The sequence below is a fragment of the Thermoplasmata archaeon genome (assembly GCA_035622275.1).
Lineage (GTDB): Archaea > Thermoplasmatota > Thermoplasmata > Lutacidiplasmatales > UBA184 > Lutacidiplasma.
In genome coordinates this window covers 1-26,055 of the sequence record DASPVQ010000017.1, presented here as the reverse complement: position 1 = coordinate 26,055, position 26,055 = coordinate 1, and the positions used below count along the sequence as shown (strand labels likewise).

The 26,055-nt window shown below is 70.2% G+C and carries 28 protein-coding genes and 2 tRNA genes; 20 read left to right on the top strand and 10 right to left on the bottom strand.

Annotated features, from left to right (window positions below; genetic code table 11):
* The first annotated feature begins 12 nt into the window (after positions 1 to 12).
* From VEL82_04840 to VEL82_04820, 5 genes are read left to right on the top strand one after another with little or no spacing between them, the layout of a single operon-like run.
* Positions 13 to 1,266 carry a CBS domain-containing protein gene (locus tag VEL82_04840; protein HXW67183.1) on the top strand — a complete coding sequence of 418 codons (1,254 nt, stop codon included), beginning with the start codon at positions 13 to 15 and terminating at the stop codon, positions 1,264 to 1,266.
* Entirely contained in the window at positions 1,263 to 1,646 is a 384-nt protein-coding gene (locus tag VEL82_04835) for a nascent polypeptide-associated complex protein (GenBank protein HXW67182.1), read from the top strand. The genes VEL82_04840 and VEL82_04835 overlap by 4 nt, the downstream gene beginning before the upstream one ends.
* Positions 1,647 to 2,096 carry an NUDIX domain-containing protein gene (locus VEL82_04830; protein HXW67181.1) on the top strand — a complete coding sequence of 150 codons (450 nt, stop codon included), beginning with the start codon at positions 1,647 to 1,649 and terminating at the stop codon, positions 2,094 to 2,096. It abuts the gene before it with no gap.
* 28 nt (positions 2,097 to 2,124) lie between these two features.
* On the top strand, positions 2,125 to 3,159 hold the full coding sequence (gene dph2 / locus VEL82_04825; protein ID HXW67180.1) for a diphthamide biosynthesis enzyme Dph2: 1,035 nt from the start codon (positions 2,125 to 2,127) through the stop codon (positions 3,157 to 3,159).
* Between the two features lie 46 nt (positions 3,160 to 3,205).
* Positions 3,206 to 3,610, top strand: a complete 405-nt coding sequence (locus tag VEL82_04820) for a DUF131 domain-containing protein (protein ID HXW67179.1) — start codon at positions 3,206 to 3,208, stop codon at positions 3,608 to 3,610.
* Here the strand turns inward: VEL82_04820 and pdxT are convergent.
* The 3 genes from pdxT to grpE are packed head-to-tail and all read right to left on the bottom strand — an operon-like array spanning position 3,607 to position 6,075.
* Positions 3,607 to 4,200: a pyridoxal 5'-phosphate synthase glutaminase subunit PdxT gene (gene pdxT, locus VEL82_04815; GenBank protein ID HXW67178.1), complete on the bottom strand. Its 594-nt coding sequence runs from the start codon at positions 4,198 to 4,200 to the stop codon at positions 3,607 to 3,609. The genes VEL82_04820 and pdxT overlap by 4 nt on opposite strands.
* Entirely contained in the window at positions 4,197 to 5,510 is a 1,314-nt protein-coding gene (locus VEL82_04810) for a hydroxymethylglutaryl-CoA reductase, degradative (protein ID HXW67177.1), read from the bottom strand. The genes pdxT and VEL82_04810 overlap by 4 nt, the downstream gene beginning before the upstream one ends.
* A gap of 7 nt (positions 5,511 to 5,517) precedes the next feature.
* Complete coding sequence (gene grpE, locus VEL82_04805; GenBank protein HXW67176.1) at positions 5,518 to 6,075, bottom strand: nucleotide exchange factor GrpE; 558 nt, start codon at positions 6,073 to 6,075, stop codon at positions 5,518 to 5,520.
* 230 nt (positions 6,076 to 6,305) lie between these two features.
* Between grpE and gyrB the strand changes: the two genes are divergently transcribed.
* Positions 6,306 to 8,222 (top strand): DNA topoisomerase (ATP-hydrolyzing) subunit B, encoded by a 1,917-nt coding sequence (gene gyrB, locus VEL82_04800; GenBank protein HXW67175.1) that lies wholly within the window; start codon positions 6,306 to 6,308, stop codon positions 8,220 to 8,222.
* A gap of 51 nt (positions 8,223 to 8,273) precedes the next feature.
* Positions 8,274 to 9,578: an amidohydrolase gene (locus VEL82_04795; GenBank protein HXW67174.1), complete on the top strand. Its 1,305-nt coding sequence runs from the start codon at positions 8,274 to 8,276 to the stop codon at positions 9,576 to 9,578.
* Positions 9,579 to 9,581: 3 nt separating this feature from the next.
* Here the strand turns inward: VEL82_04795 and VEL82_04790 are convergent, their stop codons facing one another.
* Positions 9,582 to 10,256 (bottom strand): hypothetical protein, encoded by a 675-nt coding sequence (locus tag VEL82_04790; GenBank protein ID HXW67173.1) that lies wholly within the window; start codon positions 10,254 to 10,256, stop codon positions 9,582 to 9,584.
* Positions 10,257 to 10,314: 58 nt separating this feature from the next.
* On the opposite strand from VEL82_04790, the gene VEL82_04785 reads away from it, so the two are divergent.
* A complete protein-coding gene (locus VEL82_04785) occupies positions 10,315 to 10,866 on the top strand; it encodes a thioredoxin family protein (protein ID HXW67172.1) in 552 nt (183 codons plus the stop codon).
* On the opposite strand, the gene VEL82_04780 is transcribed toward VEL82_04785, so the two are convergent.
* On the bottom strand, positions 10,828 to 11,862 hold the full coding sequence (locus tag VEL82_04780; GenBank protein HXW67171.1) for a hypothetical protein: 1,035 nt from the start codon (positions 11,860 to 11,862) through the stop codon (positions 10,828 to 10,830). The two genes, VEL82_04785 and VEL82_04780, sit on opposite strands and share 39 nt — an antisense overlap.
* Before the next feature lie 78 nt (positions 11,863 to 11,940).
* Here VEL82_04780 and VEL82_04775 point away from each other — a divergent pair, with 78 nt between their 5' ends.
* The 10 genes from VEL82_04775 (at position 11,941) to VEL82_04730 (ending at position 19,031) form a co-directional block, all read left to right on the top strand.
* Positions 11,941 to 12,825, top strand: a complete 885-nt coding sequence (locus VEL82_04775) for an enoyl-CoA hydratase/isomerase family protein (GenBank protein HXW67170.1) — start codon at positions 11,941 to 11,943, stop codon at positions 12,823 to 12,825.
* Positions 12,826 to 12,828: 3 nt separating this feature from the next.
* Positions 12,829 to 12,904: transfer RNA gene (locus tag VEL82_04770), tRNA-Thr, on the top strand.
* An 84-nt stretch (positions 12,905 to 12,988) separates the two neighbouring features.
* A complete protein-coding gene (locus tag VEL82_04765; GenBank protein HXW67169.1) occupies positions 12,989 to 13,201 on the top strand; it encodes a hypothetical protein in 213 nt (70 codons plus the stop codon).
* 7 nt (positions 13,202 to 13,208) lie between these two features.
* Positions 13,209 to 13,553: a hypothetical protein gene (locus VEL82_04760; protein HXW67168.1), complete on the top strand. Its 345-nt coding sequence runs from the start codon at positions 13,209 to 13,211 to the stop codon at positions 13,551 to 13,553.
* A 253-nt stretch (positions 13,554 to 13,806) separates the two neighbouring features.
* Positions 13,807 to 15,744: an adenylate/guanylate cyclase domain-containing protein gene (locus VEL82_04755; GenBank protein HXW67167.1), complete on the top strand. Its 1,938-nt coding sequence runs from the start codon at positions 13,807 to 13,809 to the stop codon at positions 15,742 to 15,744.
* A gap of 703 nt (positions 15,745 to 16,447) precedes the next feature.
* Positions 16,448 to 16,705 (top strand): hypothetical protein, encoded by a 258-nt coding sequence (locus VEL82_04750; protein ID HXW67166.1) that lies wholly within the window; start codon positions 16,448 to 16,450, stop codon positions 16,703 to 16,705.
* Positions 16,706 to 17,019: 314 nt separating this feature from the next.
* On the top strand, positions 17,020 to 17,565 hold the full coding sequence (locus tag VEL82_04745) for a GNAT family N-acetyltransferase (protein ID HXW67165.1): 546 nt from the start codon (positions 17,020 to 17,022) through the stop codon (positions 17,563 to 17,565).
* A 335-nt stretch (positions 17,566 to 17,900) separates the two neighbouring features.
* Positions 17,901 to 18,113 (top strand): hypothetical protein, encoded by a 213-nt coding sequence (locus VEL82_04740; protein ID HXW67164.1) that lies wholly within the window; start codon positions 17,901 to 17,903, stop codon positions 18,111 to 18,113.
* Positions 18,114 to 18,295: 182 nt separating this feature from the next.
* Positions 18,296 to 18,790: a hypothetical protein gene (locus VEL82_04735; GenBank protein HXW67163.1), complete on the top strand. Its 495-nt coding sequence runs from the start codon at positions 18,296 to 18,298 to the stop codon at positions 18,788 to 18,790.
* A gap of 138 nt (positions 18,791 to 18,928) precedes the next feature.
* Positions 18,929 to 19,031, top strand: a tRNA-Met gene (locus VEL82_04730).
* A gap of 48 nt (positions 19,032 to 19,079) precedes the next feature.
* Here the strand turns inward: VEL82_04730 and VEL82_04725 are convergent.
* Complete coding sequence (locus VEL82_04725; GenBank protein HXW67162.1) at positions 19,080 to 19,577, bottom strand: hypothetical protein; 498 nt, start codon at positions 19,575 to 19,577, stop codon at positions 19,080 to 19,082.
* 152 nt (positions 19,578 to 19,729) lie between these two features.
* Here VEL82_04725 and VEL82_04720 point away from each other — a divergent pair, with 152 nt between their 5' ends.
* Positions 19,730 to 20,191 carry a universal stress protein gene (locus VEL82_04720; protein ID HXW67161.1) on the top strand — a complete coding sequence of 154 codons (462 nt, stop codon included), beginning with the start codon at positions 19,730 to 19,732 and terminating at the stop codon, positions 20,189 to 20,191.
* On the opposite strand, the gene VEL82_04715 is transcribed toward VEL82_04720, so the two are convergent.
* The gene (locus tag VEL82_04715; GenBank protein ID HXW67160.1) at positions 20,178 to 20,687 is read right to left on the bottom strand and encodes a 50S ribosomal protein L16; all 510 of its coding nucleotides are present in this window, start codon (positions 20,685 to 20,687) and stop codon (positions 20,178 to 20,180) included. The two genes, VEL82_04720 and VEL82_04715, sit on opposite strands and share 14 nt — an antisense overlap.
* Before the next feature lie 25 nt (positions 20,688 to 20,712).
* A complete protein-coding gene (locus VEL82_04710; protein HXW67159.1) occupies positions 20,713 to 21,624 on the bottom strand; it encodes a hypothetical protein in 912 nt (303 codons plus the stop codon).
* 100 nt (positions 21,625 to 21,724) lie between these two features.
* Here VEL82_04710 and VEL82_04705 point away from each other — a divergent pair, with 100 nt between their 5' ends.
* Positions 21,725 to 22,930: a proteasome-activating nucleotidase gene (locus tag VEL82_04705; protein HXW67158.1), complete on the top strand. Its 1,206-nt coding sequence runs from the start codon at positions 21,725 to 21,727 to the stop codon at positions 22,928 to 22,930.
* Positions 22,931 to 22,955: 25 nt separating this feature from the next.
* On the opposite strand, the gene VEL82_04700 is transcribed toward VEL82_04705, so the two are convergent.
* On the bottom strand, positions 22,956 to 23,885 hold the full coding sequence (locus tag VEL82_04700) for an EF-Tu/IF-2/RF-3 family GTPase (protein HXW67157.1): 930 nt from the start codon (positions 23,883 to 23,885) through the stop codon (positions 22,956 to 22,958).
* Positions 23,882 to 26,055: AAA family ATPase (locus VEL82_04695; protein ID HXW67156.1), on the bottom strand; the 2,174-nt coding region annotated here is incomplete at its 5' end. The genes VEL82_04700 and VEL82_04695, both read right to left, overlap by 4 nt.

The window sequence follows — 26,055 nt, the reverse complement described above, 5'->3', positions numbered from 1 at the left end:
TGCTTGGCCGCCATGCCCGATCCCTGGCCCACCGCCGGCGAGATGATGACGCCGCGTCCGGTGACGCTTCCCGCCGACGCGCCCATCTCGCGCGCCCTCGGCGTGATGCGGACCAAGGGGTTCCACGAGATCCCGGTCCTTCGGCGCTCCCGTCTCGCCGGCATGATCACGTTCGAATCGATCGCCCGGCGGGTGAGCCGGCCGCTGGAGACGAAGGTCGAGCATCTGCTCACGCTCGCCCCGCTGGTCACCCCGGCGACCGCGCTGCCCGAGCTCGCCGAGGAGCTGCTCGCGAACGGGCTGCGGGCCGCGCCCGTCGTCGGCCGCCGCGGCGAGCTGTTGGGCGTGGTGAGTCGCACGGACATCGTCCGGGTCCTCGCGGGCCTGCCCGAGGTCGCTCGGGTCCGCGTCGAGCAGCTGGCCCGCGCCGCCGACCTCCTCGTCCACGAGTCGGACCTGTGCCGTCAACTGTTCGGCCAGATCCGGCTCCTCGAGGCCCACCCGCTGCCGGTCCTCGACCGCCGGGAACGGCTCGTGGGGGCGGTCGGCGTGCGCGACCTCGGGAACGTTCTCTGGCGTCCGGTCGCGCCGGGGAAGCGCGACGTGCACACGCCCGGCAGCGTGCTCGACGTCCGGGTCGGCTCGATCATGCACTCGCCGCCCGTGACCGTCCCGGTCGGGACCTCCGCCGCCGAGGCGGCGCGCACGATGACCGAGGAGGTCGTCTCCAGCGTCTTCGTCGTCGAGGCGGGGCGTCCGCCGCGAGTCCTCGGCCAGTCGGAGCTCCTCGGATTGGTCGTCGGGCGGGGGCGGCCGTCGACCGGGCGCACCCGCGTCGAGGACGTCTACGTGGAGGTCTCGGGGCTCCGGGGCTCGGGCGATCCCGGACTCCTCGCCGAGATCGACCACCTGGTCGCGAGCGGGTTGCGCCGGATCGCGCAGCAGGTCCGTCCGACGCTCCTGAGCCTGCACTTCGCGCCCCACGCGACCCACCGGACGAGCGACATCACGGTCGAGGCCCGCCTCCACTCCGACGCGGGCATCTTCTACGCCTCCCACACTGGCTGGAACCTGCTCGCGGGGGTCGCGGCCCTGCTCGACGACCTCGCGGGTCAGACGCGACGCGTTCGCGAGGCACGTCGCCAGCGTTCCCGGGGGGGACGCAAGGTCGATACCGAGGAGGCGGACCTCGGCGTCGACGACCCGGACCTCGAGCGGCGGATCCGCTCGGCGACCGGCGGCGCTGAGACGGAGGACGAGGAATGATCCCGGGCGGTCCGCGCAACCAGCGCCAGATGGAGCAGATGATGCGACGGCTGGGGATGACCAGCGAGGCCGTCCCCGACGTCGAGGAGGTGGTCGTGAGGACCCGGACGAAGGAGCACGTCTTCGAGCGCCCCGAGGTCACGGTCCTCACCGTGCAGGGGGTGCGGACCTACCAGGTCGTGGGCCAGCCGACGGTGCGCTCCCGCGTGGCCGACGCTCCGGCGCCCGGGACCGGCGCGCCGGCCGGTCCCCCCGAAGAGGACGTGCGGCTCGTGATGGAACAGGCGAACGTCTCCCGCGAGGAGGCCGTCGAGGCCCTCCTCCAGTCGAGCGGCGAACCCGCCGAGGCGATCATGAAGATCCTCGCGCGGGGCCGGTAGGTGGACGAGCCGGACGGGCCGGTCGCCCGGGAGTGCGTCGAAGGGTACCTGTTTTCGGACCCGCCCTTCCGGCTCCTCCTGCTGCGACGACCGCCGGCCCGGGGACGGGTGTGGGTGCCGGTGAGCGGCAAAGTGGAACCCGAGGATCCCGACTTCGAGAAGGCGCTGCGGCGGGAGCTCGAGGAGGAGACCGGGCTAACGTCCCCGCGACGGATCGTGCCGCTGGACTGGCACGTCCGCTTCCCGGCCGACAACGGGGAGGTCTGGCGACTGCACGCCTACGGCGTCGAGATCGATCGGTCGTTCCGACCGCGGCTGAGCCCGGAACACGAGGCCGCGGAATGGGTCGACGCGGAGGAGGCGGTCCGCCGCCTGCACTACCCGGACAACCGCGCGGCGGTCCGGCGCCTGATCGAGCGCGTCGAGCGGCCCGGGTCCCCAAAGGTTTAGCCCGCGCCGGCGGTCGACGCTCGGTACCATGTCCGATCCGGCGCCCGCCGTTGCCGACCCCGGCCCGTCGAGGGTCTTTGCGACGGTGGGGGCGCCGCTCTTCCAGGCGATCCGGGAGGTCCGTCCCCGGCGGATCGTCCTCCAGGTGCCCGCGGGCCTGGTCCGGAACGCGCACGATCTGGCCGCGCGGCTCCGCGAGGAGGGTGGGGCGCCGGTGGTGATCGCGACGCGCGCCTGCTTCGGCGCCTGCGACGCCCCGTCCCGGGACGAGGCACCCAACGCCGACCTCGCGATCGTGCTCGGCCACGCGCCGATCCCGAACCTGGCCGTCGTCCGACCGACGTTCTTCGTCGAGATGCGGGAGTCCGCGGGCGATCCCGAGGCCCTCGCGGCGACGGTCGACCGGGCCCAGATGCCCCGCCGGCTGGGCCTCGTCGCGTCGGTCCAGCACCTCGACCTCGTCACCCCCCTGGTCGCGGCGCTCGAACGCCGCGGCCGCGAGGTCCACGTGGGGTCCGGCGACCGCCGCCTCGCCTACCCGGCGCAGGCCCTGGGCTGCAACTACACGGGGGCCGAGAGCGTGGCCGCCACGGTGGAGGCGTTCCTCTTCGTGGGCACCGGACGGTTCCATCCGGTCGGACTCGCCTACGCTGTCGACCGGCCGGTCTGGTCGCTCGATCCCCTGCGCAACGTCCTCGAACCTCCGATCGATCGCGCGGCGCTCCTCCGTCGGCGCCAGCTCACGGTGGCCACCGCGCGCGACGCGCAGCGCTGGGGGATCCTCGTCTCGACCTTCGCCGGACAGAACCGCACGCCGACCGCGCTCGCGCTGCAGGAACGGGCGCGGGCCCGAGGACGGACCGCCGAGATCCTCGTCTTCGACCGGCTCGATCCGCGCGATCTCGAGGGCCGCGCGCTCGACGCGTACGTCAACACCGCCTGTCCGCGCATCGCGCTGGACGACGGCGGCCTCTATCCAAAGCCGATCCTGACACCGCCGGAGTTCCTGATGGCGCTGGGGGAGCTCCCGCTCGAGCCGTACCGCTTCGACACCTACCACTAGCCGGCGACCGCAAGGCCCAAGCCCCCGAAGCTCGCTCCGTCAACGCATGCTCGCCCGCGCGCTGGTCCCGGGGGTGCTCCTCCTCGCCGGCGCGGGTCTCACGGCGCTCGCGATCGCCGATGGGAGCGCGCATCTCGCCTGGGTCCTCATCGTCCCGGTCGTCTACGGAAGCTCCCCGGGGTTCGCGGCCGGGGTCGTCCTGATGGCAGGGGGGCTGCTAACCCTTCCCCTCGCCCTCGCGCCCCACCCGGCCGCGGAGGAGGAAGGTACGGGCCCCACAGTGCGCTCCAGGGGAGGCGTCGGCACGGGCGGCTTCGTGCTGATCGGACCCGTGCCGATCCTCTTCGGGACCTGGCGGGAGGTCTCTCGCCGCACGCGCTGGCTGCTCGCCGTCGCCGGCGGGACCGCCGTAGTCGCGTCCGTCCTCGTCGCGCTCGCTCTGCTCGGCTAACGTCGGGGGCCGAGGGTCGAGAGAAAGCGTCGGTGCACCCGCGGGTCCGCCGACAACTCGGGGTGGAAGGCGAGCCCCCACAAGGGCCCGGCCCGAACCCCGACGACCTCCTCGCCCTGCCAGGCGATGGCGGTCGCTCCGGGGCCGACGGCCGCGATGCGCGGGGACCGGATGAACACGCCCGGAAACGGCCGCGGGCCGATCCCGCTGACGACCAGCGGGGCTTCGAACGACTCGCGCTGGGCCCCGTAGTCGTTGCGCCGGACCACCACGTCGAGCACGCCGAAGGTCGGAGGATCGGGACCGGACGGGCCGGGCGCGAGCTCGCGCGCCAGCAGGATCAGACCCGCGCAGGTGGCGAGGACCGGTAGGCCGGAACGCAGGCGCTCGGCGAGCGGGGCCCAGAGGCCGGCTTCCTCCAGGAGCCGTGCGATCGCCGTTGACTCTCCGCCCGGCAGCAGCAGCGCGTCGACCTCGGCGAGATCGGCGGGTCGACGAACGGCGACCACCGGCGCGCGAGGAGCGGCGGCACCGACCGCCCGGACATGCTCCGGGACGTCGCCCTGGAGCGCCAGCACCCCGATCTTCATCCGGGGGCGCCGCGCCGCAGCTCGTCGAGGATCTCCTTCGCGCGGTCGAAGCGGACCTGCCGGTCCCGCACCAGACGCTCGACGACCCGGTCGACCTCGTCCGGCCGGGCGCCGACACTGACCGCCATGTTGCGCGCGTGCAGCTCCATGTGGCCGCGCTGGATCCCCTCGGTGGCGAGGGCGCGCAGCGCCGCGAAGTTCTGGGCGAGCCCCACCGCGGCGAGCACCTCGCCCAGCTCGCGGGCGCTCTTCACCCCCAGGACCTTGACGTTCGCTTTCGCGGTCGGGTGGACGGCGGTCGCGCCGCCGATGAGGCCGACCGGTGCCGGCACCTCGATGGAGCCGACGAGGTCGCCGTTCTTGTCCTTCTCGTAGGTCGTCAGCGGCAGGATGACGGTGCCGGCATCGACCTCGCCGGCGCGCCAGGCCGCGAAGCTGTGCGCGCCGCTCTCGATCGCGCGGAAATCGTTCCCGGTCGCGATCACCACGCTCGAGATTCCGTTCATGATCCCCTTGTTGTGGGTCGCGCAGCGGAACGGGTCCGCGACCGCGAGAGCGTAGGCGTCGAGGATCGCGTCGACGACCTCGGGACCGGTCGCCGTCGGCGTCGCGAGCGCCGCGGCCGGGAACGTGGCGTGGGCTCGGGCGAGGCGATGGATCGCGAGATTCGAGATGATCCGCAGGACCGCACGTCCGCCGGCGAGCCGAGCGAACTCCGGGGCGAGCGCCTCGCACATCGTGTTGACGGCGTTCATGCCACCGGCGTCGCGCGCGTCGACCAGCAGGTGGATGACCACCATCGTCCCGCGGGCCGAGCGGACGATGCGTACCTCGAGGTCCTTGGCCCCGCCGCCGAACTTCACGAGGACCGGGTCCTTCGCGTTCGCGGCCGCTAGGAGGTCGTCTTTGTGGTCGAGGATCCGAAGGCGGGCCGCCACCGGATCGGGGACATCGAGCACCTGTACCTGACCGATCATCACCGGCGCGGTGGTCTGCGCGAGGAAGCCTCCACCGTCGCGGGCGACCTTCGCGGCGTTCGACGCGGCGGCCACGACGCTCGGCTCCTCGATGGCCATCGGGATCAGGCGATCGACGCCGTTGATCTGGAAGTTCGTCGCGATCCCGAGCGGGAGCGGCATCACCCCGATCACGTTCTCGATCATCCGGTCGAGCGTCGCCGGGTCGACCCCGGGCGGGAACGCATAGCTCGCCGCCTCCTCCTCGCTGAGCCCGGCCCACTCGCGGACGAACGCGCGCCGCTCGTCGATCGACTTCTTGTAGAAGCCCGGCAGCTGGCTCGATCGCGTCATCCCGACCTCACTCGCCCGGCTCGACCGGCGCGGAGGTGCCGTTCGGGGACCGCGCCACGATGACCTTGGCCGGTCGCAGGATCCCGCCGAAGAACCGGTAGCCCTGCTGGACGATCTCGGCGATGGCACCGTCGGGGGCCTCCGTCGACGGGGACGAATCGCCGACGGCCACCGCCTCCTCCGGCCGGAACGTCCCTCCGACCCGGGCGATCGGCTCGACGCCCTCGTGCTTGAGGAACGTCGACCACTCCCGGTCGAGGAGCTCGATGCCACGACGGAGGGGGTGGTCGCCGGGGAGCTCGGCGGCCGCCCGAGCGGCGCCATGGAACGCCTCGATGATCGGCAGCAGCTCCCGGAGCATCGCGCCGCGGCTCTGCCGGGTCAGCGACTCCCGCTCGCGCTCGGCGCGCCGACGGAAGTTCTCGAAGTCGGCGTAGAGGTACTTGAACCGGGTCGCCCAGTCCTCGGGCGGAGACCCGCTGCTCGGGACCGCCGCACCGGTCTCGCCCGTGAGCGTCGCCGCGTTGGCCGCCTCCGGCGCGCTCGGCTTCGACTCGTCGCCCATCGGTCCGGCCTGCGCAGTGGGGTCGCGACTATTACGGCTTCTGGCGCCCCACCGGGACACGGCGGAGCGCGGCGGAACCCCGGTCGCGGGGGCGAGCGCGTCGAGTCCCCGACGGCTCCGGAAGCGGGCTCCGGAGCGCGTGATTTCGTGGCGATTTTTCCGCCGAAACCCAAGCGTTATAACGCATGCCCGGCTCGGTTCATCACGCCGACTCTGTCGGCGGTATTCCGATGGCCCCGGAGACGGTTTCCGTGCCCGCGTACGACGCCAGTTCCATCCAGGTGCTGGAGGGTCTGGCGGCGGTTCGCAAGCGCCCGGGCATGTACATCGGCTCGACCGACGCCCGAGGGCTCCACCAGCTCATCTACGAAGTGGTGGACAACTCGATCGATGAGGTGCTCGCGGGGGCCTGCGACCGCATCGACGTCACCCTGCATGCCGACGGCTCGTGCACGGTCACGGACAACGGGCGGGGGATCCCCGTCGAGGACCACCCGAAGTACGGCAAGCCGACGCTGGAGATCGTGATGACGGTCCTCCACGCCGGCTCGAAGTTCGACCGGAACACCTACAAAGTGTCCGGCGGGCTCCACGGGGTCGGTCTCCACGTGGTCAACGCGCTCAGCGAGTGGTTCGAGCTGCGCGTCCGCCGCGACGGTCACGAGTACTTCCAGCGCTACGAGCGCGGCGCACCAGTGGCTCCGGTGAGGATCGCCGGGACGGCGACGGGGACCGGTACCGAGGCGCGGTTCCGCCCCGATCCGACGGTCCTCGAGACGATCTCGTTCGACCACGCGACCGTGGAGCGACGGCTGAAGGAACTGTCGTTCCTCAACCCCGGCGTCACGATCGGCTTTCGCGACGAGCGGGACCGATCGGCCGTGGAGTTCCACCACGCCGGCGGCATCTGCGAGTTCGTCGAGGACCTCAACACGTCGACGAACCCGCTGTTCCGGCCGCCGATCTACTTCCACGCGAAGCGCAACTCGACCGACATCGAGCTCGCCATGGAGTACAACGACGGGTACAACGAGACGACGCTCGCTTTCGTCAACAACATCCACACGCCGGACGGTGGCACCCACGTCGTGGGCTTCCGGGCGGCGCTCACTCGAACGCTCAACGACTACGCTCGCAAGCGCGGGTTCATCAAGGGCGAGCGCGAAGGGCTGACCGGCGAGGACGTGCGCGAGGGGCTCACCGCGGTCCTCTCCGTCAAGGTCCTCGAGCCGCAGTTCGAGGGCCAGACCAAGGCGCGCCTCGGTAACTCCGAGGTCAAGGGTCAGGTCGAGAGCGCCGTCAACGAGAAGCTCGCGGAGTTCCTCGAGGAGCACCCCGCCGACGCCCAGAGCCTTGTGGCGAAGGCCGCGCAGGCCGCGCAGGCGCGCGAAGCCGCGCGCAAGGCCCGCGAGCTCACGCGCCGCAAGGGCCTGCTCGAAGGCGGAGGGCTGCCCGGCAAGCTCGCCGACTGCCACTCGCGCAACCCCGCCGACTGCGAGCTGTTCATCGTGGAGGGCGATAGCGCGGGCGGGACCGCGAAGCAGGGCCGCGATCGCGAGTTCCAGGCCGTGCTGCCACTGCGCGGCAAGATCCTCAACGTCGAGAAGGCCCGCCTCGACAAGATGCTCCAGAACGAGCACATCCGCTCCCTGATCACGGCGATCGGGATCGGGATCGGCGACGAGATCGACATGTCGCGGCTGCGCTACCACAAGATCATCCTGATGACCGACGCCGACGTCGACGGCTCCCACATCCGCACGCTGCTGCTCACGCTATTCTACCGCAAGATGCCCCAGCTGATCACCGACGGGCACGTCTACATCGCCCAGGCGCCCCTCTATCGCCTCCAGAAGGGCGCGAAGTTCCGCTGGGCCTACTCCGACGAGGAGCGGGACCGCTCGATCGAGGAGCTGGGCGGTTCGAAGGGGCTCGTGATCCAGCGCTACAAGGGGCTCGGCGAGATGAACGCCGAGCAGCTGAGCGAGACGACGATGCGCCCCGGGGCGCGGACCCTGCTCAAGGTGACGGTCGAGGACGCGGGCCGGGCCAACATGCTGTTCCAGATCCTGATGGGCGAGGAGGTCGAGCCCCGCCGCGAGTACATCCAGGAGCACGCGGTCGAGGTGACGAACCTCGACATCTAGGCCGGAGGTCGGAGCACGACCGAGGGCCTCGCGCGCGAACCGCCGCCGCTGGTGATCGCCGACGCCCTGGTCGTTCACCAGGACGCGCGGCGGTCGGTCGGACGCGCCGACGTGCGGATCGAGCAGGGGCGGTTCGTCCACGTCGGCCCGCGGGCGCCCCGGGAGGGAGCCAACGAGATCGACGGGAGCGGCTTCGCGCTCGTGCCGGGGCTCGTGAACGCCCACACCCACGTCGCGATGACCCCAATGCGCGGTATCGCGGACGACCGGGAGCTCGCCGGATTCCTCGAGGTACTCTTCGCGGTCGACGCGAACCGAACCGAGGCCGACGTGGAGGCGGGCGCGCGGGCCGGGATCGCCGAGATGCTGCTGGGAGGCACGACCGCGTTCCTGGACCTGTACTACTTCGAGGACGCGATCGCGCGCGCCTGCGTTTCCCTCGGGATCCGCGGGTTCCTCGGCTGGGCGGTGCTGGATGCCGAGCTCACGACGCAGCACGGCCGCCCGCTCGACAACGCCGCCGCGTTCATCGACCGCTGGCAGCGCCATCCGCTCGTCGAGCCGCTCGTCGCCCCGCAGGGCGTCTACGTCTGCGGGCGCGAGACGTGGGAGGGCGCGAAGGCCCTCGCGGACCGGCATCGGACGCTCCTCCACTACCATCTCTCCGAGACCCGGCGCGAGGTGAGCGACCACCTGGAAAGGACCGGCCGACGGCCCGTCGAATGGCTCGACGAGCTCGGTGTGCTGGGTCCCCGACAGGTGGCGGCGCACGCCGCATGGTTGACGGGCCGGGAGATCGAGCTGATCGCCCGACGGGGGGTCGGGGTCGCGCACTGTGCGAGCTCGAATCTGAAACTCGCCTCGGGGGGCGTCGCACCGATCGTCGAGCTGCGTCGGGCCGGGGCGAGCGTCGGGCTGGGCACGGACTCGGTGGCGAGCAACAACTCGCTGTCGATGCTCCGCGAGATGCACCTCGCCGGGCTCGTGCAGAAGAACCACCGGTGGGACGCGACCGCGCTCCCCGCGCAGGAACTGCTCGACCTGGCGACGATCGAGGGCGCGCGGCTGCTCGGCCGCGCCGAGGAGATCGGTTCGATCGAGGTAGGTAAGCGCGCCGACTTCTCGCTGGTCCGGCTCGACCATCCCACGCTCGTCCCCGCGCGCCCGGAGACGATCGTCTCGCATCTCGCCTATTCCGCGAGCGACGAGGCGATCGACTCTGTCTTCGTCGGGGGCGTCGCGGTGGTGGAAGGTCGCCGCCTGACCGGTGGAGACTGGTCCCAGATCCGCGCCGAAGCGGAGCGGGCGGCACGGGCGCTCTGGGCGGCCCGACCTCCTCCCCCGGAGTCGCGCTAGGGGTCAGCCCGGGCGCTCCAAGGCGCTGGCGAGGAGTCGCTGGAGATCCGACGCGAGCGACGCCGGCGCACGGCGCTCGAGGCCGAGCTCCCTGAGACCCGAGAGACGGGCCGTGATCGTCCCGTCGGCGATCCCGAAGAGTCGGGCGATGAGCGGCCGATCGACGGACACGAACACGGTCCCCTGGTGCAGGAGCGAGTCTCGGGACAGGTGCTGGGCCGCGGCGCCGATGACGCGGCCCGAGGAGACGAGGACGGAACCGCGGGCGCTCAACGGGCAGTAGTCGTCGACGAGACCCGGCGGATCGGACCAGCGTGCGTCGAGGCCGAGCCCCACGAAGAAGCGCACGAGCGGCTCGCCGAGTCGTGCGTACGCGCGCACGAAGTCCCGCCCCACCCGGGGATCCGAGCGCGGTAGGACGATCGACCAGACGAGATCGCCGGCGAGGTGCACGAGGCCGGTGCCGCCGGTCGTCCGGCGGAGCGCCGGTATCCCGAGCTCGCGAGCGCGCGCCAGATAGGCCGGCGCGCCCCGGACGCCGACGCCGTAGGACACCGATCGATCCGAGAGCGCCGCGGCATGCGCCCGGTGGCGCCCGGCCCTCAACGACCGTTCGTCCTGGCCGAGGCTCTCCGCCAGCGGGATCATGCCCGCGACGATCGGCGGACCCTGCGGCACGCCCGACGCACCGTCCATGGCCTCAAAACGCTAAGAACGCCCTCGCATCCGAGACCGCATGGCTGAGATGAGCGAGTTCCGGCTCCACGCCGGCGATCCCGCGCCCGAGTTCGCCCTGCCGGGCGTCGACGGGAAGACCTACCGTCTCTCGGATGTCCCGAACGACCACCTCGTCCTGGTCGTCTTCTGGTGCAATCACTGCCCGTACGTGCGGGCCTGGGAGGGCCGGATGGTCGAGCTGGGACGCCGGTACATCCCGAAAGGGGTCGACGTCTTCCTGATCAACTCGAACGACGACCGGGCCTACCCCGAGGACCGCCTGGAGTCCATGGTCCGTCGGGCTGCGGAGCATGGCTACCCGTTCCCGTATCTGCAGGACGAGACGCAGGAGATCGCGCACGCCTACGGGGCGCTCGTCACGCCCCACCCGATGCTCTTCGGCCGGGACCGCCGGTTGCTGTTCCAGGGGCGGATCGACAACGACCACCAGCACCCGGAGCGGGTGACCGAGCGCTATCTGGAGCGCGCGCTCGACCAGGCGCTCGCCGGCAGCCCGGTCCGACCGGCCGAGCTATCGGTCGCCGGCTGCACGGTCAAGTGGCTTCCCTGAACCGCGCCGGCCGCCCGGGCCGCGCGGGCCCGCGCCTTCGGAGCGGATCCGATCGCGACGGGCCTGGAACGACGCCGCGAGCGCCGGGTCGACCGGAGCCCCGGCGTGATCGAGCCGGGCGGCGATCGCGACCTTGCCCGCCAGCGTTCGGGCGAGTCGGCCCCGATCCCGCCGGACCGCCGACTGGACGGCCGGATGCAGGAAGAGCAGCCCGTGCCGGGGCGGCGGCGCCCGTCCCCGAAGGTGCTCGAAGAACGCGCTCTCGGCCCCGAGCACCTGGATCGTGCTCGCGGGCAGTCGCGCCAGGCGATCGAGGCCGCCGGCGTGCGCGAGGAGGCGGGCCGCCAGCTCGGGCCCGAGGAGAGCCGCGAGGTTCGGAGCCCGCTGCGGAGTGGCGGCAGCGACGGCGGCGCCCAACTGGGCGCGGACGGTGCCGAGCGAATCGTACAGCTCGGCGAGCTGCCGGCGGGCCTCGCGCAGCTCGGGGTCGGCCGGGCCGAGTCGGGAGCCGGTGGTGGGGCCCAGCGCGTGCCGCGCGGCCCGCTCGTGATCGCCGGGATCGATCTCCGGAGCGTCCCGGGCGACCCAACTGCCGAGTCGCTCCCCGACCAGGTTCCGGACGCGATCGAGGTCTGCCGCCGCGCGCACCGCCTCCTCGACATGGACGGACGGGTCCCATGCGGCGGCCAGAGCGCGCTCGGCCTCCGCGAGCAGGGCCTCGCGCCATCGCACTCGCGCGTCCGGCGGCTCCAGGCCAGCGGGCAGCAACGCGGCCGCGAAGTCGAGCCGGAGTCCGTGGTCGGCGAGCCGCCGATCCCGCGTTCCCCACTCCGCGGAGCCCCGTCGCGCCAGCAGCGCGATCTCCTCGGGGGTCAGTTGTCCTTCCCGTCGGGCGCGAGCCCGCTCCGCGAGCGCTCCCGCGTCGAGCGGCGCCCGCTGCGTGTCGACGACCTGCGCGGCATCGACCAGGAAGACCCCGAACCAGGTCGCGACCACCGTGGGAGTCATCGATTTGATGTACCGGGGACCGGGAGGCCGTGCGGGCTAAATAGGACGGCACGGGTCCGCACGACGATGGACCCAACGCCGGAGCTCGTCCGGGCCGCGCGGATCGGTCCCTCCCTCGTCCTCACCATCGACCACCCGCCCGTGAACGTGCTCAGCCGCCCGGTGCTGGAGCAGCTCGGGCGTCGGCTGGCGACGGCGCCGGACGACGAGGATGTGCGTGCCGTCGTGCTCACCGGGGCCGCGGAAAAGGCGTTCTCCGCGGGGGCGAACATCCGCGACATGGCGCCGATGAGCCGGGCCGAGGCGCTCGACTACGGGGGTCTCGGCCAGGCCCTGACCCGGACGATCGAGCGGCTGCCGTTACCGGTGATCGCGGCCGTGCACGGGGTCGCCTTCGGCGGAGGCTGTGAGATCGCGCTCGCCTGCGACTTCGTCGTCGCGAGCGAGGACGCGCAGTTCGCGCAACCCGAGATCAATCTCGGGATCCTCCCGGGCTGGGGCGGCAGTCAGCGACTGCCGGCGCGGATCGGCCCGGCCCGGGCGCGACGGTGGATCCTCACCGGGCGGCCCGTCACCGCCGCCGACGCGGCGATAGCCGGGTTCGTGGACCGCGTCGTGCCGCGCTCCGAGCTGCTGCCGGCCGCGCTCGCGCTCGCGGAAGAGCTGGCACGCAAGCCGCCGCTCGCTCTGGCCGCCGCGAAGTACGCGATCCACCGGGCGATGTATCCCGACATCGACGCGGGCCTGCGCTACGAGCTCGAGCTGTGGGCCCAGCTCTTCGGGAGCGTGGATCAGCGCGAGGGGATGAACGCCTTCCTCACGCGGCAGCCGCCGCCGCTCCTCTCCCGCCGGGACTGGGTCCAGCGCTCGGACGGATTCCCGTGGGCGCGCCCGCGCGTCTCCGCGGCGACCCGAAAGCGCAAGAGGCCCCACGCATCCCGTAAGCGCTGACGCGCCGCGGTGGCTCAGCTGGCAGAGCGGCTCCTTGGTAAGGAGCAGGCCGAGGGTTCAAATCCCTCCCGCGGCTCCAAACCAACGGCCTTCGAAGGGCCATGTTTCTGGCGTGTCAATAGCTTTAACTGCAACATAGCCATAATTGCAATTGACCTGAGCCATGGCAGCAACGACCATCACGGTTTCTCAGGAGACGCGGAAGCTATTGGAGGGTCTGAAGACCGGCGGCGCCACCTACGACGATGTCATTCGCGGGTTGATCATCGCCCACCCGACCCAGCTGACCATGGCGGAGCTGGCCCGTCGGATTCGAGAGGGGCGGCCGCATCCTATCGAGGAGCTCATCGTTCGCAGCCGAGAGCAGCCGTACTGAGCGCACCGTGCCGTTTCGCCTCGCGAGCGACGAGGAGGCGGACACCGAGTTTCTCGCGCTCCCTCCCGATGTCCGAGAAGTGTTCATCGCGGCGTTTCGAGAGTTGGCTGTGAGCAATACTCCGCTCGCCCGAGGACCCGAGTGGTACGCCGAGGAATTGCGGCAACGCCAGCGCATCGCGACCGGAGGGCTGTACTCGCTCCACGTACGGGATCTCTGGCGAGGTATCTACTTCCGCCGGGGCGAGTCTCTGGTTTTCATCGCTTTCGGATTCCGGCTGCCCGAGTTCTACGACAAGCTGAAACGGTTGCGAAAGGTGGTCTCGGACCGGGCCCCTTCGGGGCGGATCTGAACCCTTAGTTCAAACCCCTCCCGCGGCTGAATTTTCTCGCTCACCCTTGGTTCTCTTGAGATTCGATCGGCGGCTTGCGCGGCTCGAAGAAAGGGATCCGTGGGCCAGGCCGAGAAGAAGCCGTTGTGCCCAAAAGGCGACCTCCGAATACGAAGGTTGTCCTCAGGAAAGAACCGGCCGTTTCGGGACTCACGGTTTCGGGTCCGACTCATTGAATCTCAGCGTTTAATCTATCGCGGGACGTCTCCGGGCCGTGGTTGCAACCCGTCGCCTCGCCGCCATCATGTTCACCGATCTTCAGGGATTCACTCAGGACACTCATCGGGACGAGGCGGGAGCGCTCCAGCTCCTCGAAGAGCAGGAAGAACTGATCGGGACGACCCTGGTGGCCCACCGGGGCCGCAAGATCAAGTCCATGGGCGACGGGACGCTGGTCGAGTTCCCCAACGCGTTGGATGCGCTACAGTGCGCGGTGGACCTCCAGCGATCCGTGCATGAGCGCAACACGCAGGAGGGGGCCCACCCTCTTCGCTTGCGTCTGGGAATTCATCTGGGGGACGTTCAGGAGAAAGGGACCGACATTTTCGGGGACGCCGTCAACATCGCATCCCGGATCGAACCTCTCGCAGAAGAGGGGGGAGTCTGCTTCTCGGTACAAGTCTTCGACCAGGTGCACAACAAGGTGCCCTACCAGCTCGAGAAGCTCGGTCCAAGGAATCTGAAGGGAATTCGGGAACCGATCGAGGTCTATCGCGTGGTCCTCCCGTGGACCGCCAAAGAGGAACCCGCCAAAGGACCAACTGTGCCTCGCCTAGCGGTCCTGCCCCTCGACAGTATCAGTCCTGACCCGAAAGATGAGTACTTTGCGGATGGCCTTACGGAGGAACTCATCTCCGTCCTGTCCCAGCTGCGCGGGCTGCGGGTAATCGCTCACACCTCGGTCAAGCAGTACAAGTCGACGCCGAAACCAGTGCCCCAGATCGGTATCGAGCTCGGAGCGAGCCAGATTCTGGAGGGAAGTGTTCGAAAAGCGGGGATCCGGCTACGCATCAGCCTCCAGCTGATCGACACCACCACCCAGGAACACCTATGGGCGGAGACGTACGATCGTGAACTCGAGGATGTCTTCGCGGTCCAGGCCGAAGTAGCGAGTAAGGTTGCACCGGTTCTCAAGGTCCGCGTCCAAGAGGGCGACGCAGCTCGACTCGCCGGAAGTCGAACCGTGGACCCGGAATCCTACGTGGCCTACCTCAAGGGTCGAAAGGCAGAACTCGACTCCCTATCCGAAAAATCATTGAACGAGGCTCGGGAACAGTTCGAACGGGCCGTCTCCCTCGACCCACAAAATGCTCGTGCGTACGCCGGGCTCGCGGAAGTAACTCATTCGCTCGCCATATTCTATCATACAGCGGAAAGAACCAGAGTAGAACCCAGCCATCGGTTCGCTTCCCGCGCTATCGAGCTTGATCCAAATCTCGCCGAGGCGCATGGCGCGCTTGGCCACTTTTTGTACAACGGTGCGTTGACAAAGGAAGAATGGTCTGCCGCGGAGAACGAGGCGAAGATAGCGCTCTCACTGAATCCGAGCTACTCCCAGACCCGTCTGTGGTATGCGTCACTTCTCGCGGAGGAGGTCCGCCCGCAGGAGGCGTTACGGGAGCTGAGACTGGCTGAGGAGGCCGACCCCCAGTCCAAGACCGTCGTCGGTTTTCACGTGGGACTCCTTCTGTACCTCCAGAAACTCGACGAAGCGAAGCAGGCGTTGGACCGTTTCGCCCAGCTCGATCCTGGGGGTCACGACTACCACGAGGGACTTGCCTTCTACTACGCTCAGCGTTCGGACTTCGAGAGTGCCGTGCGAGAAGTTCTGCGCGCGGAGGAGCTGCCCACCGATGATGGCTACCGTGGGACCTCGTTCGCTCGGGCCATAATCTATGCTTTGGCGAGGCAAACAGACATGGCAAGGGACCTTCTCCAGGAGCTCCGCGGCCGGCGGGAAACCCAGGAGACGCTCCACGGCAGGGCCATGACGCTTGCTCTCCTCGGTGACCGGGACGAATGCTTTCGAGTCCTGGAAACGATGTGGGAACGACGGCAGATCCCCTTTCACTTCTGGCGATTAAGCCCCCTCGCGGAGCCAGTCCGTAAGGATCCTCGATTCGCTCAGCTGCTCAAGAAATCGGGCCTATAGTGTGACCCTCGAATGGTCGCAGGTCGAACGAATCGCCCCGTGGGGACCTTCAGCGAGTGGAAGGCACCCGATTCTCACGGTCCTTTGGCCGCGGGGCGAACGTCTGCCGAGTGCACCCGTTCTCGGGAGCCTCCCCGCGAGGCTTCGAACCCGTAGATCACACCCCTTCCCGGCTGAAATTTCTTCCTCACGACCTGCCATCGCTCGACCCGTCCGGCTGACCTTCCGGCGCGCACGCAGGATCGTCGAGCTCGGACGGGAAGAACCCGCCTCTGCCGAGTGGTCGGCTAGAACTCGCTCACCCGCCCAGGGAACGAAGGCGGGCCTTTCCGCTATGACCCAGGCCCTGCCCGTGATTCGGTCGGCCGGAGTATCTCCGGGCACGTCGGCGCGTAGCCGAGCTGCCAACAATGCCGACGATAACGCGGACGGCCACTCCACCATTCAAGTACGCCCTGGCTGTCCCCACGGCATGCCGCAGCGGGGCCATCGTGTGTTCGCGACGACGACGGTCCGAGTCTCCAAGACGGTCCACGCACCCCTCAGGTATGTCTACGATTGGTGCACCGACTATCGTTCCGATGACGGGCGGCTCGGCCGCAAAGGCGCGATCAAGCCCCGGTTCCGGGTGCTCCGTATCTCGCCGCACCGAGTCGTACGAGTACGGCTAGCGCCTAACGGGTCGCACGACCCGGATATCGCCGTGGATGTCGTCCGGCTCCATCCGCCCGCGGATTGGCACACCGATCAGATCGACGAAACCGACCGCATGGCGCTCGACTACCACCTGGTCCGGCTGGGACCGAGGAAGACACGCCTTGAGCTGTACGTCACCGAGCGCTGGGTGACTCGAGATTTCCCGACGCCAAGGGAGCTGCGACGGCGAGTCTCGGCTACGTGGGGCCGCCTCGCGACGGCGATCGAGGAACGCTATCGCGCTCGGGCTCCGGCTCGAGGCTGACCTCGGGGGGACCCTTGGCGCCTGGGGAAGGGTGGTGAAACAATGGCCGCGCGCGTGGGTCGATCCCGTCGTGATCGTGGCTCTCGTATCACCGCCGCTTCGGATCCCCGGGCGGTGGGGTCCGGAGTGGTGAGTACCGAGTCCCCCTCAGGGCGCCGGCCGTCGGCCCCCACGTGGCCCGCATGACCCGAACGGGGACCGGCCTCTCTCGAGGGGAGCACACGCCCGCGGGGACATCGCACCGGATTCATGCCGAAGTCGCCGGGCCACTTCGGCGAGCTCATCTATCGGTTCCCGTACGCCCTTCAACCGCGTTGAAGCTCGTCATCCGAGACTATCGGTCCACGGACCGAAACGACGTCGTCCGCTGCCTGGACGAGATGCACGACGCGATGGTTCCTCTCGATCCGTGGAGGCGCACGGTTCGCCTTCCGACTCACGGGAAGCTGTTCCTTCGTCAGATTCTGCATCGGGTGCGACAGGATCAGGGATTCATCCTCGTGGCTCAGGTAGACGGCGAGACGGCCGGCGTCGCGGTCGCCTGGCAGGTCAAGTTCTCCCCGGCCCAGCGAACCACGGAGGTTCCGACCCGTTTTGGTTACCTCAGCGACCTGTCGGTCCTCGCGAGGTGGCGCGGGAGGGGGATCGGAACCCGACTGCTCCACGAGACGGAAGAGCGGTTCCGTCGCGAGGGTTGCGACCTGATGGGTCTGAGCGTTTTCTTCCCCAACCAGAAAGCGCAGCGGCTCTACTTCCGGAACGGATTCTCACGTCGGGGACTGATCCTGGGCAAACAACTCGGCCCTCCGAGGAAGCGCTGGCCGCGAGACTACCGACCCCGACGAAGGCGAGCTCGCTAGCCGGGGAAGGCCACCCGTGTCACCCGCTCATTCGCTCGCGGCGCGACTCTTAGCCGTGGGATCACCCGTACGAGTTGCCTCAAGGAGTGGAATCCGCAGAGCGAACGCCTCCCGCGGTGGCTGTTCGGCGGCGTGGGCGCTCGCGCTCGTCAGGACCTCGATGGGTAAGGCCCCGGCGTCTCCCACGCGGACCGCCCCCGGCGTGGGACGGGGTTCGGGGCCCGTAGGGACCGGCCTCCGGCCCGGCGGAGGAGCCGGTGGCGGGAAGGGGACGCCGCGCTGCGCCTGGACCTGAAGGTTTTTGGGCCGGCGGCGCGAGCGTCCTCCGGATCACCATGACCGAGGAGAACGACCGGCCACGCTTTCGAGAGCACCTGCACGAGATGCGCGAGGCCCTAGGCGCGATGGGTCACGATGTCGAGAGGGATGTCGCCGGAGCGCCCCGGCTCGCGCGAGAGGGCGCCAAGAACGCGCTCGCTCGGGCGGCGGGGGTCCGCAAGAAGCCGATCCACGAGTGGAGCGACCCCGAGCCCTCCGACGCGAAGTAGCCGACCCGGGAGTCGACGGGCGTTCGGCGCCCGGTCCTCCGTGCCCGAACCGGCTGACCCAGCGGCGGGGCACCGCCGCTCGCTGCGCGCATGGCGCCGGGCCATCGCCACCGGGGACGCTCATCTAGGTCGGCAACCTCACCGCGGGGGGTGGGCGGAGGGGCCCTGCGGGACGCGGTACCATGACGCGGACGGTGCCTCCTCCTCCCCCGCCTCCGTCCGTCAACGGCCGACGCTGGCCCGCGATCGCGGTCGCGGCCTCAGTGACTCTGGCGGCGGTGATCGTCCTCGCGGTACTCCCCCTCGCCTCGACCGGCGCGACGGTCGCAACGAGCTTCTCGTTCGAAATGGGGCTCCCGACGGGCGACATCAAGCTCGTGCCGGCGTCGACCTACTGCGATCCCTCGAACCCGCAGGACAACGCGACGATCTCACTTCTCTGGAACACTTCGGACGGGCAGGTGCTGCAGCGATTCGGCCTGTTCCTAGCGCTCGGCGTCAACGAATTCGCGGCGCTCTACTACGTCACGAACGCAACGTCCGGTGGCTTCGCGTTCCTCTCCCACGGGGTCTGCGGAGACCCGATGGAGTACGAAGCGAGCGCGTCGACGCCCACCACGGTCGAGGTCTCGGGTCTCATGGTCTATTCCGGCACGCGGCCCGCGCCGATCCTCTGAGCGCTGCGGCACGCGCCCGATCGCACCCGGCTATCGTGGACACGCTCGGTCGCCGGGCCTCGCCGCGGCGGCCGACGCGGCTCCCCCAGAGTTTCCGACTCGAAGTTTCATATACGGCAGCCGGCTAGCTCGACCCGCAGCGGGGTAGGGTAGTCAGGAAAGCGCCCGGCACCGCCGGTCGTCCTGAAATCCCGACGGGCTCATAACCCGTAGATCCATGGTTCAAATCCATGCCCCGCTACCCGCGGGCGATGCGCGTCGGTTCCCGGCGCCCGGGGCCCGACTCGTCCTAGGACGCTGACTCGACGGGGGCCGCCTTGGCCTTCGACCGACGCCGGGCCGGGCGACGCGCGGCGGACTCCTCGACGGACGCGACCGGAGCGCTCGGCGCCGGCATCACGGTCGGCTCGGGCGGGGGAGGTGGCGGTGGGGGTGGAGGTGGCGGCGCCATGGGCTCCGCCGCGGTGGCGCGGACCGGCGACGCCGGTGGGGCCGGCGCGCCGTCCGCCGGACGCGCGGGTGCCGCCTCGGCCTTGCGAGCGGACGCCGCCGAATTGGAGCCGCCGATCGGGACGAACTCGCCCGGCTGCCACGTGTGGGGATGGCGGAGCGTCGAAGGGTCCTTGAGGAACAGGTCCGCGTGACCGCACACCCGACAGATGCGCGTCCCCAGCGAGAGCTCCCCGCGGGCGCGCAGCGAGAGTCCGCCGCGGCCCATCGAGCCGGTCTTCAGATCGTTCGCCCAGACAAAGTCGCTCGAGCCGCAGTTGCTGCACACGGGAGGCACGGACTGGCACCTACCGTGATTGCGAGGCGAGCCCTCGGTTTAAAATGGTTGCGCTGCGGGGCGGGGCCAGGGCCGCGCCCGGCCGCCCCGCTCTCCGCGTCATCCGATCTTCACGAAAGCGCCTTGTAGCCCGCCTCCGCTGGCGCGAGTCGATGGCGCGGGGGATCTTCCGACGGCTCGCCGTCGCGGTCGATGGCTCGGCGAACGCGGACGCGGCGCTCGACGTGGCGATCGACATCGCGGGTCAGTACCACGCCTCGCTCACCGTCGTCGGCGTTGCACCGTTCGTGCCGGTCTACATGGCGCCGAGCGAGCCGTTCGTGCCGGCCGTCGTGCCGCCGAGCGAGCTGGGTCGGTTCCGGCAAATCGTCGAGGACGCCGTGAAGAAGGCGAAGGGCGCCGGCCTCGGCGCCGTCGACGGAATCGCCTACGAGGGCGTGATCGTCGACGAACTGCTCGACCATCTCGACAAGCACCCCACCGACCTCCTCGTCGTCGGCTCGCGCGGGCTCACGACCGCGAAGCGGATCTTCCTCGGCAGCGTGTCGAGCGCGCTCGTCGAGCACGCCCCGTGCCCGGTCCTGGTCGTCCGGCCGTCGCCTACGAAGACGTAGCGCGGACCACGTTCAGCCGCGTGGGCACCGGCAGCTTGTGGGAGGCCTTGCGCAGCGCCTCCTTGGCATCGGGCACGTGCTCCTCCGTCGTGTAGACGGTGAGCAGCTCGGTCCCGATCTGGGCGCGCACCGCGTGGCCGACCGGCTTGCCGAAGGCGCGCCGCATCCCATCGGAGATACGGTCGGCGCCGGCGCCCATCGCCATCTTGTGCTCCCGCAGGATCTGGTGGGGGAAGCGCCGCACCTTGAGATGGAACTGGTTCGGCGCGTGCTTCTCGAGCACGCGCACGGCGCTGATGCGGGCGGCCTCGAGCGCGATGTCGCGCACCTGCGCGGCCTCCTCGGTGTCGAGCGACAGCGCGACGGGGAAGGCGCTGCGTAGGTCGCCGGTGTCGAACTGGGTGATGCGGCAGGTCGGGACCCCGCCCATGTACTCCCGCCGGGTGTACACCTGCCCCTCGATCTTGCGGTACATCCGGGCCGGCTTGCGGGTCATGGGCGCGGCCCAGACGGGACTCCCATTAAAACGGTTGCGCGCGCCGGGCGAATGCGCCGCGCGGGGCCGCGCCCACCTCCACCGCCCGGACCCCGGCGTCCTCGAGCCAGGCGAGCGCCTTGGCCCGGTGGGAGGTCGACCGCGGTCGGGCGAATAGGCTGCCGCCGAACATCGACTGCGCCGCCCAGCACCCGCGCGACCGCAGCGCCCGAAGGGCACGGCGCACCTCGGTCGAGGCGAGCCCGGCCCGGTCGGTGAATCGCTCGCTGGCGGACCAGAATCGCTCCGGGGTGAGTCGAGCGAGCGTGGCGGGCAGACCCGTCGCGGCGTGCCGGAGGTCCGCGAGCACGCGGGGGTCTGCGAGGGCGGCCGGCGACGGGATCGCCGCGCCGACGACGCCGAGCAGGATCACCCCATCCAAGGGGCGGTGGACGACCTCGCCACGGGGCGGCAGCCCGGCGCGTCGACGCACCTCGAGGCCCCCGCCCCCGACGATCGCCGCGACGCCGCCGAGGCCTCCGCGCCCGAACAGGTCGGCGAGGTGCGCGACCTCGAGGGCCCTGGCGCGTCTCTCGCCGAAAACCCCGGCGACGGCGAGGGCGGTGGCGGTCGCGCCGGCGGCGCTCATGCCGAAGCCCTGGCCGACCGGCAGCTCGTGCACGAGGTGCACGGAGAGCCGGCCGGCGGTCGCCGGGAGGAGGCGCCAGGCGACCTCCTCGGAGATAGGCAGGGCGCGGTCGAGATCGCTCGTCAGGCGCACCCGACGACCTCGGTCGGGCTGGTGCCGGGCCGTCGCACGTACGCCGAGCTCGAGGACGATGCCGGCGCCGATCGAACCTCGGGCGCGAGGGTCGGCGGCCTCCGTGATCCGGCCGAACAGACCGGTCACGTGGCCCGGGGCGAACGAACGGACCTCGCGTCCGCCAGCGAGGGTCACGAAAAACTCTCCGTTACCATCGTCGAATGACGACTTCTTATAAGCGGACCGCGCTTTGAGAATATCCGGGAACCGCGGCGGAGGCCGGGATTTCACTGCGATGAGCGATTCGGACGTGCCCGCAGCGCCCCACGAGGCGTTCGACCGGCTGAACTTCCTCGAGCTGCGGAACACCCAGCTCGCCGAGGCGATCAAGCGCGTCGAGAGCGAGCGCCACTACATGGAGGCCGAGATCCTCCGCCTCCAGCGCGAGGTCAAGCGGCTGAAGACCGAGCTCGACCGATTGCGCTACCCACCGCTGATCGTCGGGAGCGTGCGGGACGTCCTCACGGACGGCCGGGTCATCGTCAAGTCGTCGACCGGGCCGGACTTCGTGGTCAACTCGGCGGAGTCGGTCGAGCACTCGAAGATCACCGTCGGGAGCCGCGTCGCGCTCAACAAGCAGACCCTGGCCGTCATGGGGGTCCTCCCCGCGTCGCTCGATCCCCTCGTCACCGCGAGCGAGATCGTGGACAAGCCGTCGATCACCTACTCGGACATCGGGGGCCTCACCGATCAGATCCGTGAGATCCGGGAGGCGGTCGAGTACCCGCTGCTCCGCTCCGAGCTCTACAAGAAAGTCGGCGTCGACCCCCCCAAGGGCGTGCTGCTGATCGGCTCGCCGGGCACGGGCAAGACGATGATCGCGAAGGCGGTCGCCCACCACACCAACGCGACCTTCGTCCGGCTCGTCGGCAGCGAGCTGGTGCAGAAGTACATCGGCGAGGGCGCCCGGCTGGTCCGCGAGCTGTTCCAGCTCGCGCGGGAGAAGGCGCCAACGATCATCTTCATCGACGAGGTCGATTCGATCGGCGCGAAACGGCTCGAGGTCGCGACGAGCGGTGACCGGGAGGTGCAGCGCACCCTGATGCAGCTGCTCGCCGAGATGGACGGCTTCGAGCCGCTCTCGAACGTCAAGATCATCGCGGCGACCAACCGCCCCGACATCCTCGACGACGCGCTCCTGCGCCCCGGCCGGTTCGACCGGATCATCGAGATCCCGGTGCCGACCTTCCAGGGCCGGGCGGAGATCTTCCGCATCCACTCGCGCGGCATCGCGCTGCGCGAGCCGATCGACTTCGAGGCGCTCGCGGGCCGGTGCGACGGCGCCACCGGCGCCGACATCCGGGCGGTCTGCACCGAGGCCGGCATGTGGGCGATCCGGGAGGAGCGCGACAGCGTGACGCTCTCCGACTTCGAGCGTGCCATCGAGAAGGTCGTCGGCGAGGAAGAGCTCCGCAAGGAGTCCGTCACGATGTTCGCCTAGGCGGGGCCCGGGAGCCTCGAGGGACCTAGAGCGCGAAGGCGCCGACCAACCGCGGACCCAGCGGGACGGACAGGTCCATCACGTAGACTCGCGTGCCCGGCGCGTGGACGACCGGCCGGTCGGAGCTGACCCGGCTCGCGGCCGCCGAGAGCTCGTCGATCGTGCCCGGGACCGACTGCAACCCGACGGCCAGGTTCACCTGGGCCCCGAGGCCGGCGTCGCCGCGGTAGTAGCGGCATCGTGCGAACGCCCCGCCGACCAGGGCCGCTCCCTCACGCAGGGAACCGTCCGGGGCGAGGACCTGCCCGCGACTGAGCTCGTCCGCCTCGACGCCCCGCAGGGCGACCCCGACACGCTCGCCGCTGCTGGCGTCCCTTCGATCGATGTCGTGGACCTGGATCGATCGGACCTCGACCGACTTCGGGCCCGGCCACAGACGCAGCTTGTCGTGAGCGTGCAGCACGCCGCGCCGCACGACGCCGAGCGCGACCGCACCGACGCCCTTCACGGGAAAGGCGTGGTCGATGGGGACCACCACCGGACCGTCGACGATCGGCGCCGACCAGCTCTCGACGAGCGCTCGCAGGGCGGGGAGATCGAGCGGCCGCTGCTCCGCCGTCTCGAGGCGTCCGCCCTTCAGCGCTCGTGCGAGCTCGCTCTGTCCGACCGCGGCACCTCGCACGATCGTGGTCGGCACGTCCGCGAGCTCGACCGTGGCGATCGTCTCGGCGACCGGTCGGGAGAGCTCGGGGACCACGAGGAGGCAACGGTCGGCCATCGCGAGCGCGGCGAGGAGCGGCGGGAACCGCTCGGGGAACTGGCTCGGCTCGACCAGCGTGGCCGCGTGCTCGTCGCGCACCGCGTGGTAGAGCGTGAGATCCGAGGCCGTCCCCTTCTTGCCGAGTTCGTGCGCGAGGGGCCCGCCGACGACCGCGATCGTGACACCCGAGCTCATGCGGCGGCCTTCGCGGCCCTCGGCCGCCCGATCGCGATCGCGAGGTCGCTCCCCCGCTCGTCCACGGTCACCGTGCTGCCGTCCGGGACCTCCCCGCTCAACAGCCTCACCGTGAGCGGATCGACCACGAGGCGCTGGATCGTGCGTTTGAGCGGACGGGCGCCGAACTGCGGATCGAAGCCGACCGCGGCGAGGCGCGTGCGCGCGGCATCGGTCGCGCTCAGCGAGATGCGCCGGTCCACGAGGCGGGCGGCGACCTGTTCCAGCTGCAGGTCGACGATGCGCAGGATCTCCTTCTCGGTGAGCGCGTGGAAGACCACGATCTCGTCGAGCCGGTTGAGGAACTCGGGGCGGAAGTGCTCGCGCAGCGCCGGCTCGATGCGCCGGCGCCGCTCCTCGTCGGAGGCCGCGTCCGCGATCCGTTCGGAACCGAGGTTGCTCGTCATGATGATGAGCGTGTTGCGGAAGTCCACGGTTCGGCCCTGGCCGTCGGTCAGCCGGCCGTCGTCCATGATCTGCAGCAGCACGTTGACGACGTCGGGGTGGGCTTTCTCGATCTCGTCGAAGAGCACGACCGTGTACGGGTGGGTCCGCACCCGCTCGGTCAGCTGACCTCCCTCCTCGTAGCCCACGTAGCCGGGCGGGGCGCCGACCAGGCGCGCGATGGTGTGCTTCTCCATGTACTCGCTCATGTCGATGCGCACCAGCGCGCGGTCGGAGTGGAAGAGGAACGCCGCGAGCGCTTTCGCGAGCTCGGTCTTTCCGACACCGGTCGGGCCCACGAACAAAAACGAGCCCATCGGGCGGTTCGGGTCCGCAAGTCCGGAGCGGGAGCGGAGCACCGCGGCCGCGACCGCCGCGACCGCTTCGTCCTGTCCGATGACCCGCCGCCGCAGTTCCGCGTCCATGCGGAGCAGGCGCTGGGTCTCTCCCTGGAGGAGCCGGCTCACGGGCACGCCGCTCCATTTGGAGATGACGAGCGCGACATCCTCCTCCGTGACCTCCTCGTGGAGGAGGCCGGGCACGCCTCGCCCCTCGATCGACTTCGAGAGCCGTTCCGTTTTCTTCTGGATCTCCGGGATCGTGCCGTAGCGCAGCCGCGCGGCCGCCTCCAGGTCACCGGTCCGCTCGGCCTGGGCCTCCTTCGCCCGGGCCTCCTCCAGCTCCGCCCGCAGCGCGCGCAGCCGCTCCACGTGCTCGCGCTCCTTCTTCCAGCGGGCCTGCACCGCGGTCTCGCGCTCCTTGAGGTTGGCGAGCTCCTTCTCCAGCTGGGCCAGCCGCTGGCGGGTCGCGGGGTCCTTTTCCCGGGCGAGCGCCGTCCGCTCGATCTCCAGCTGCCGGATCCTCCGGGAGAGCTGGTCGAGCTCCGTCGGACGCGAGTCGAGCGTCAGGCGGACCATCGAGGCCGCCTCGTCGATCGCGTCGATCGCCTTGTCCGGCAGATGTCGGTCAGGCAGGTACCGGGCACCGAGCGTCGCCGCGGCGACCAGCGCTGCGTCCTGGATCTTCACGCCATGGTGCGCCTCGTAGCGCTCGCGCAGGCCGCGCAGGATCGAGATCGTGTCCTCGACCGACGGCTGGTCGACCATCACCGGCTGAAAACGCCGCTCGAGCGCCGCGTCCTTCTCGACGTACTTGCGGTACTCGTCGAGCGTCGTCGCGCCGATCATGTGCAGCTCGCCGCGCGCCAAGAGCGGCTTGAGCAGGTTACCGGCGTCCATCGAGCCTTCGGTCTTGCCGGCGCCGACGACCGTGTGCAATTCGTCGACGAACAGCAGCACGGTGCCGTTCGAGCTCTGGACTTCCTTGAGCACGGCCTTGAGGCGCTCTTCGAACTCGCCGCGGAACTTCGCTCCCGCGATGAGGGCGCCGAGGTCGAGCGCCAGAATCCGCTTGTCGCGCAGCGATTCCGGTACGTCGCCGGAGACGATGCGACCGGCCAGACCCTCGGCGATGGCCGTCTTGCCGACCCCCGGCTCCCCGATCAGGACTGGATTGTTCTTCGTACGCCGCGACAGCACCTGCATCACGCGCCGGATCTCCTCGTCGCGCCCGATGACGGGGTCGAGCTTTCCCCGGCGCGCGAGCGCCGTGAGGTCGCGCGTGTACTTTTCCAAGGCCTGGTAGCGGTTCTCGGGATTCTGATCGGTGACCCGCTGGTTGCCGCGAA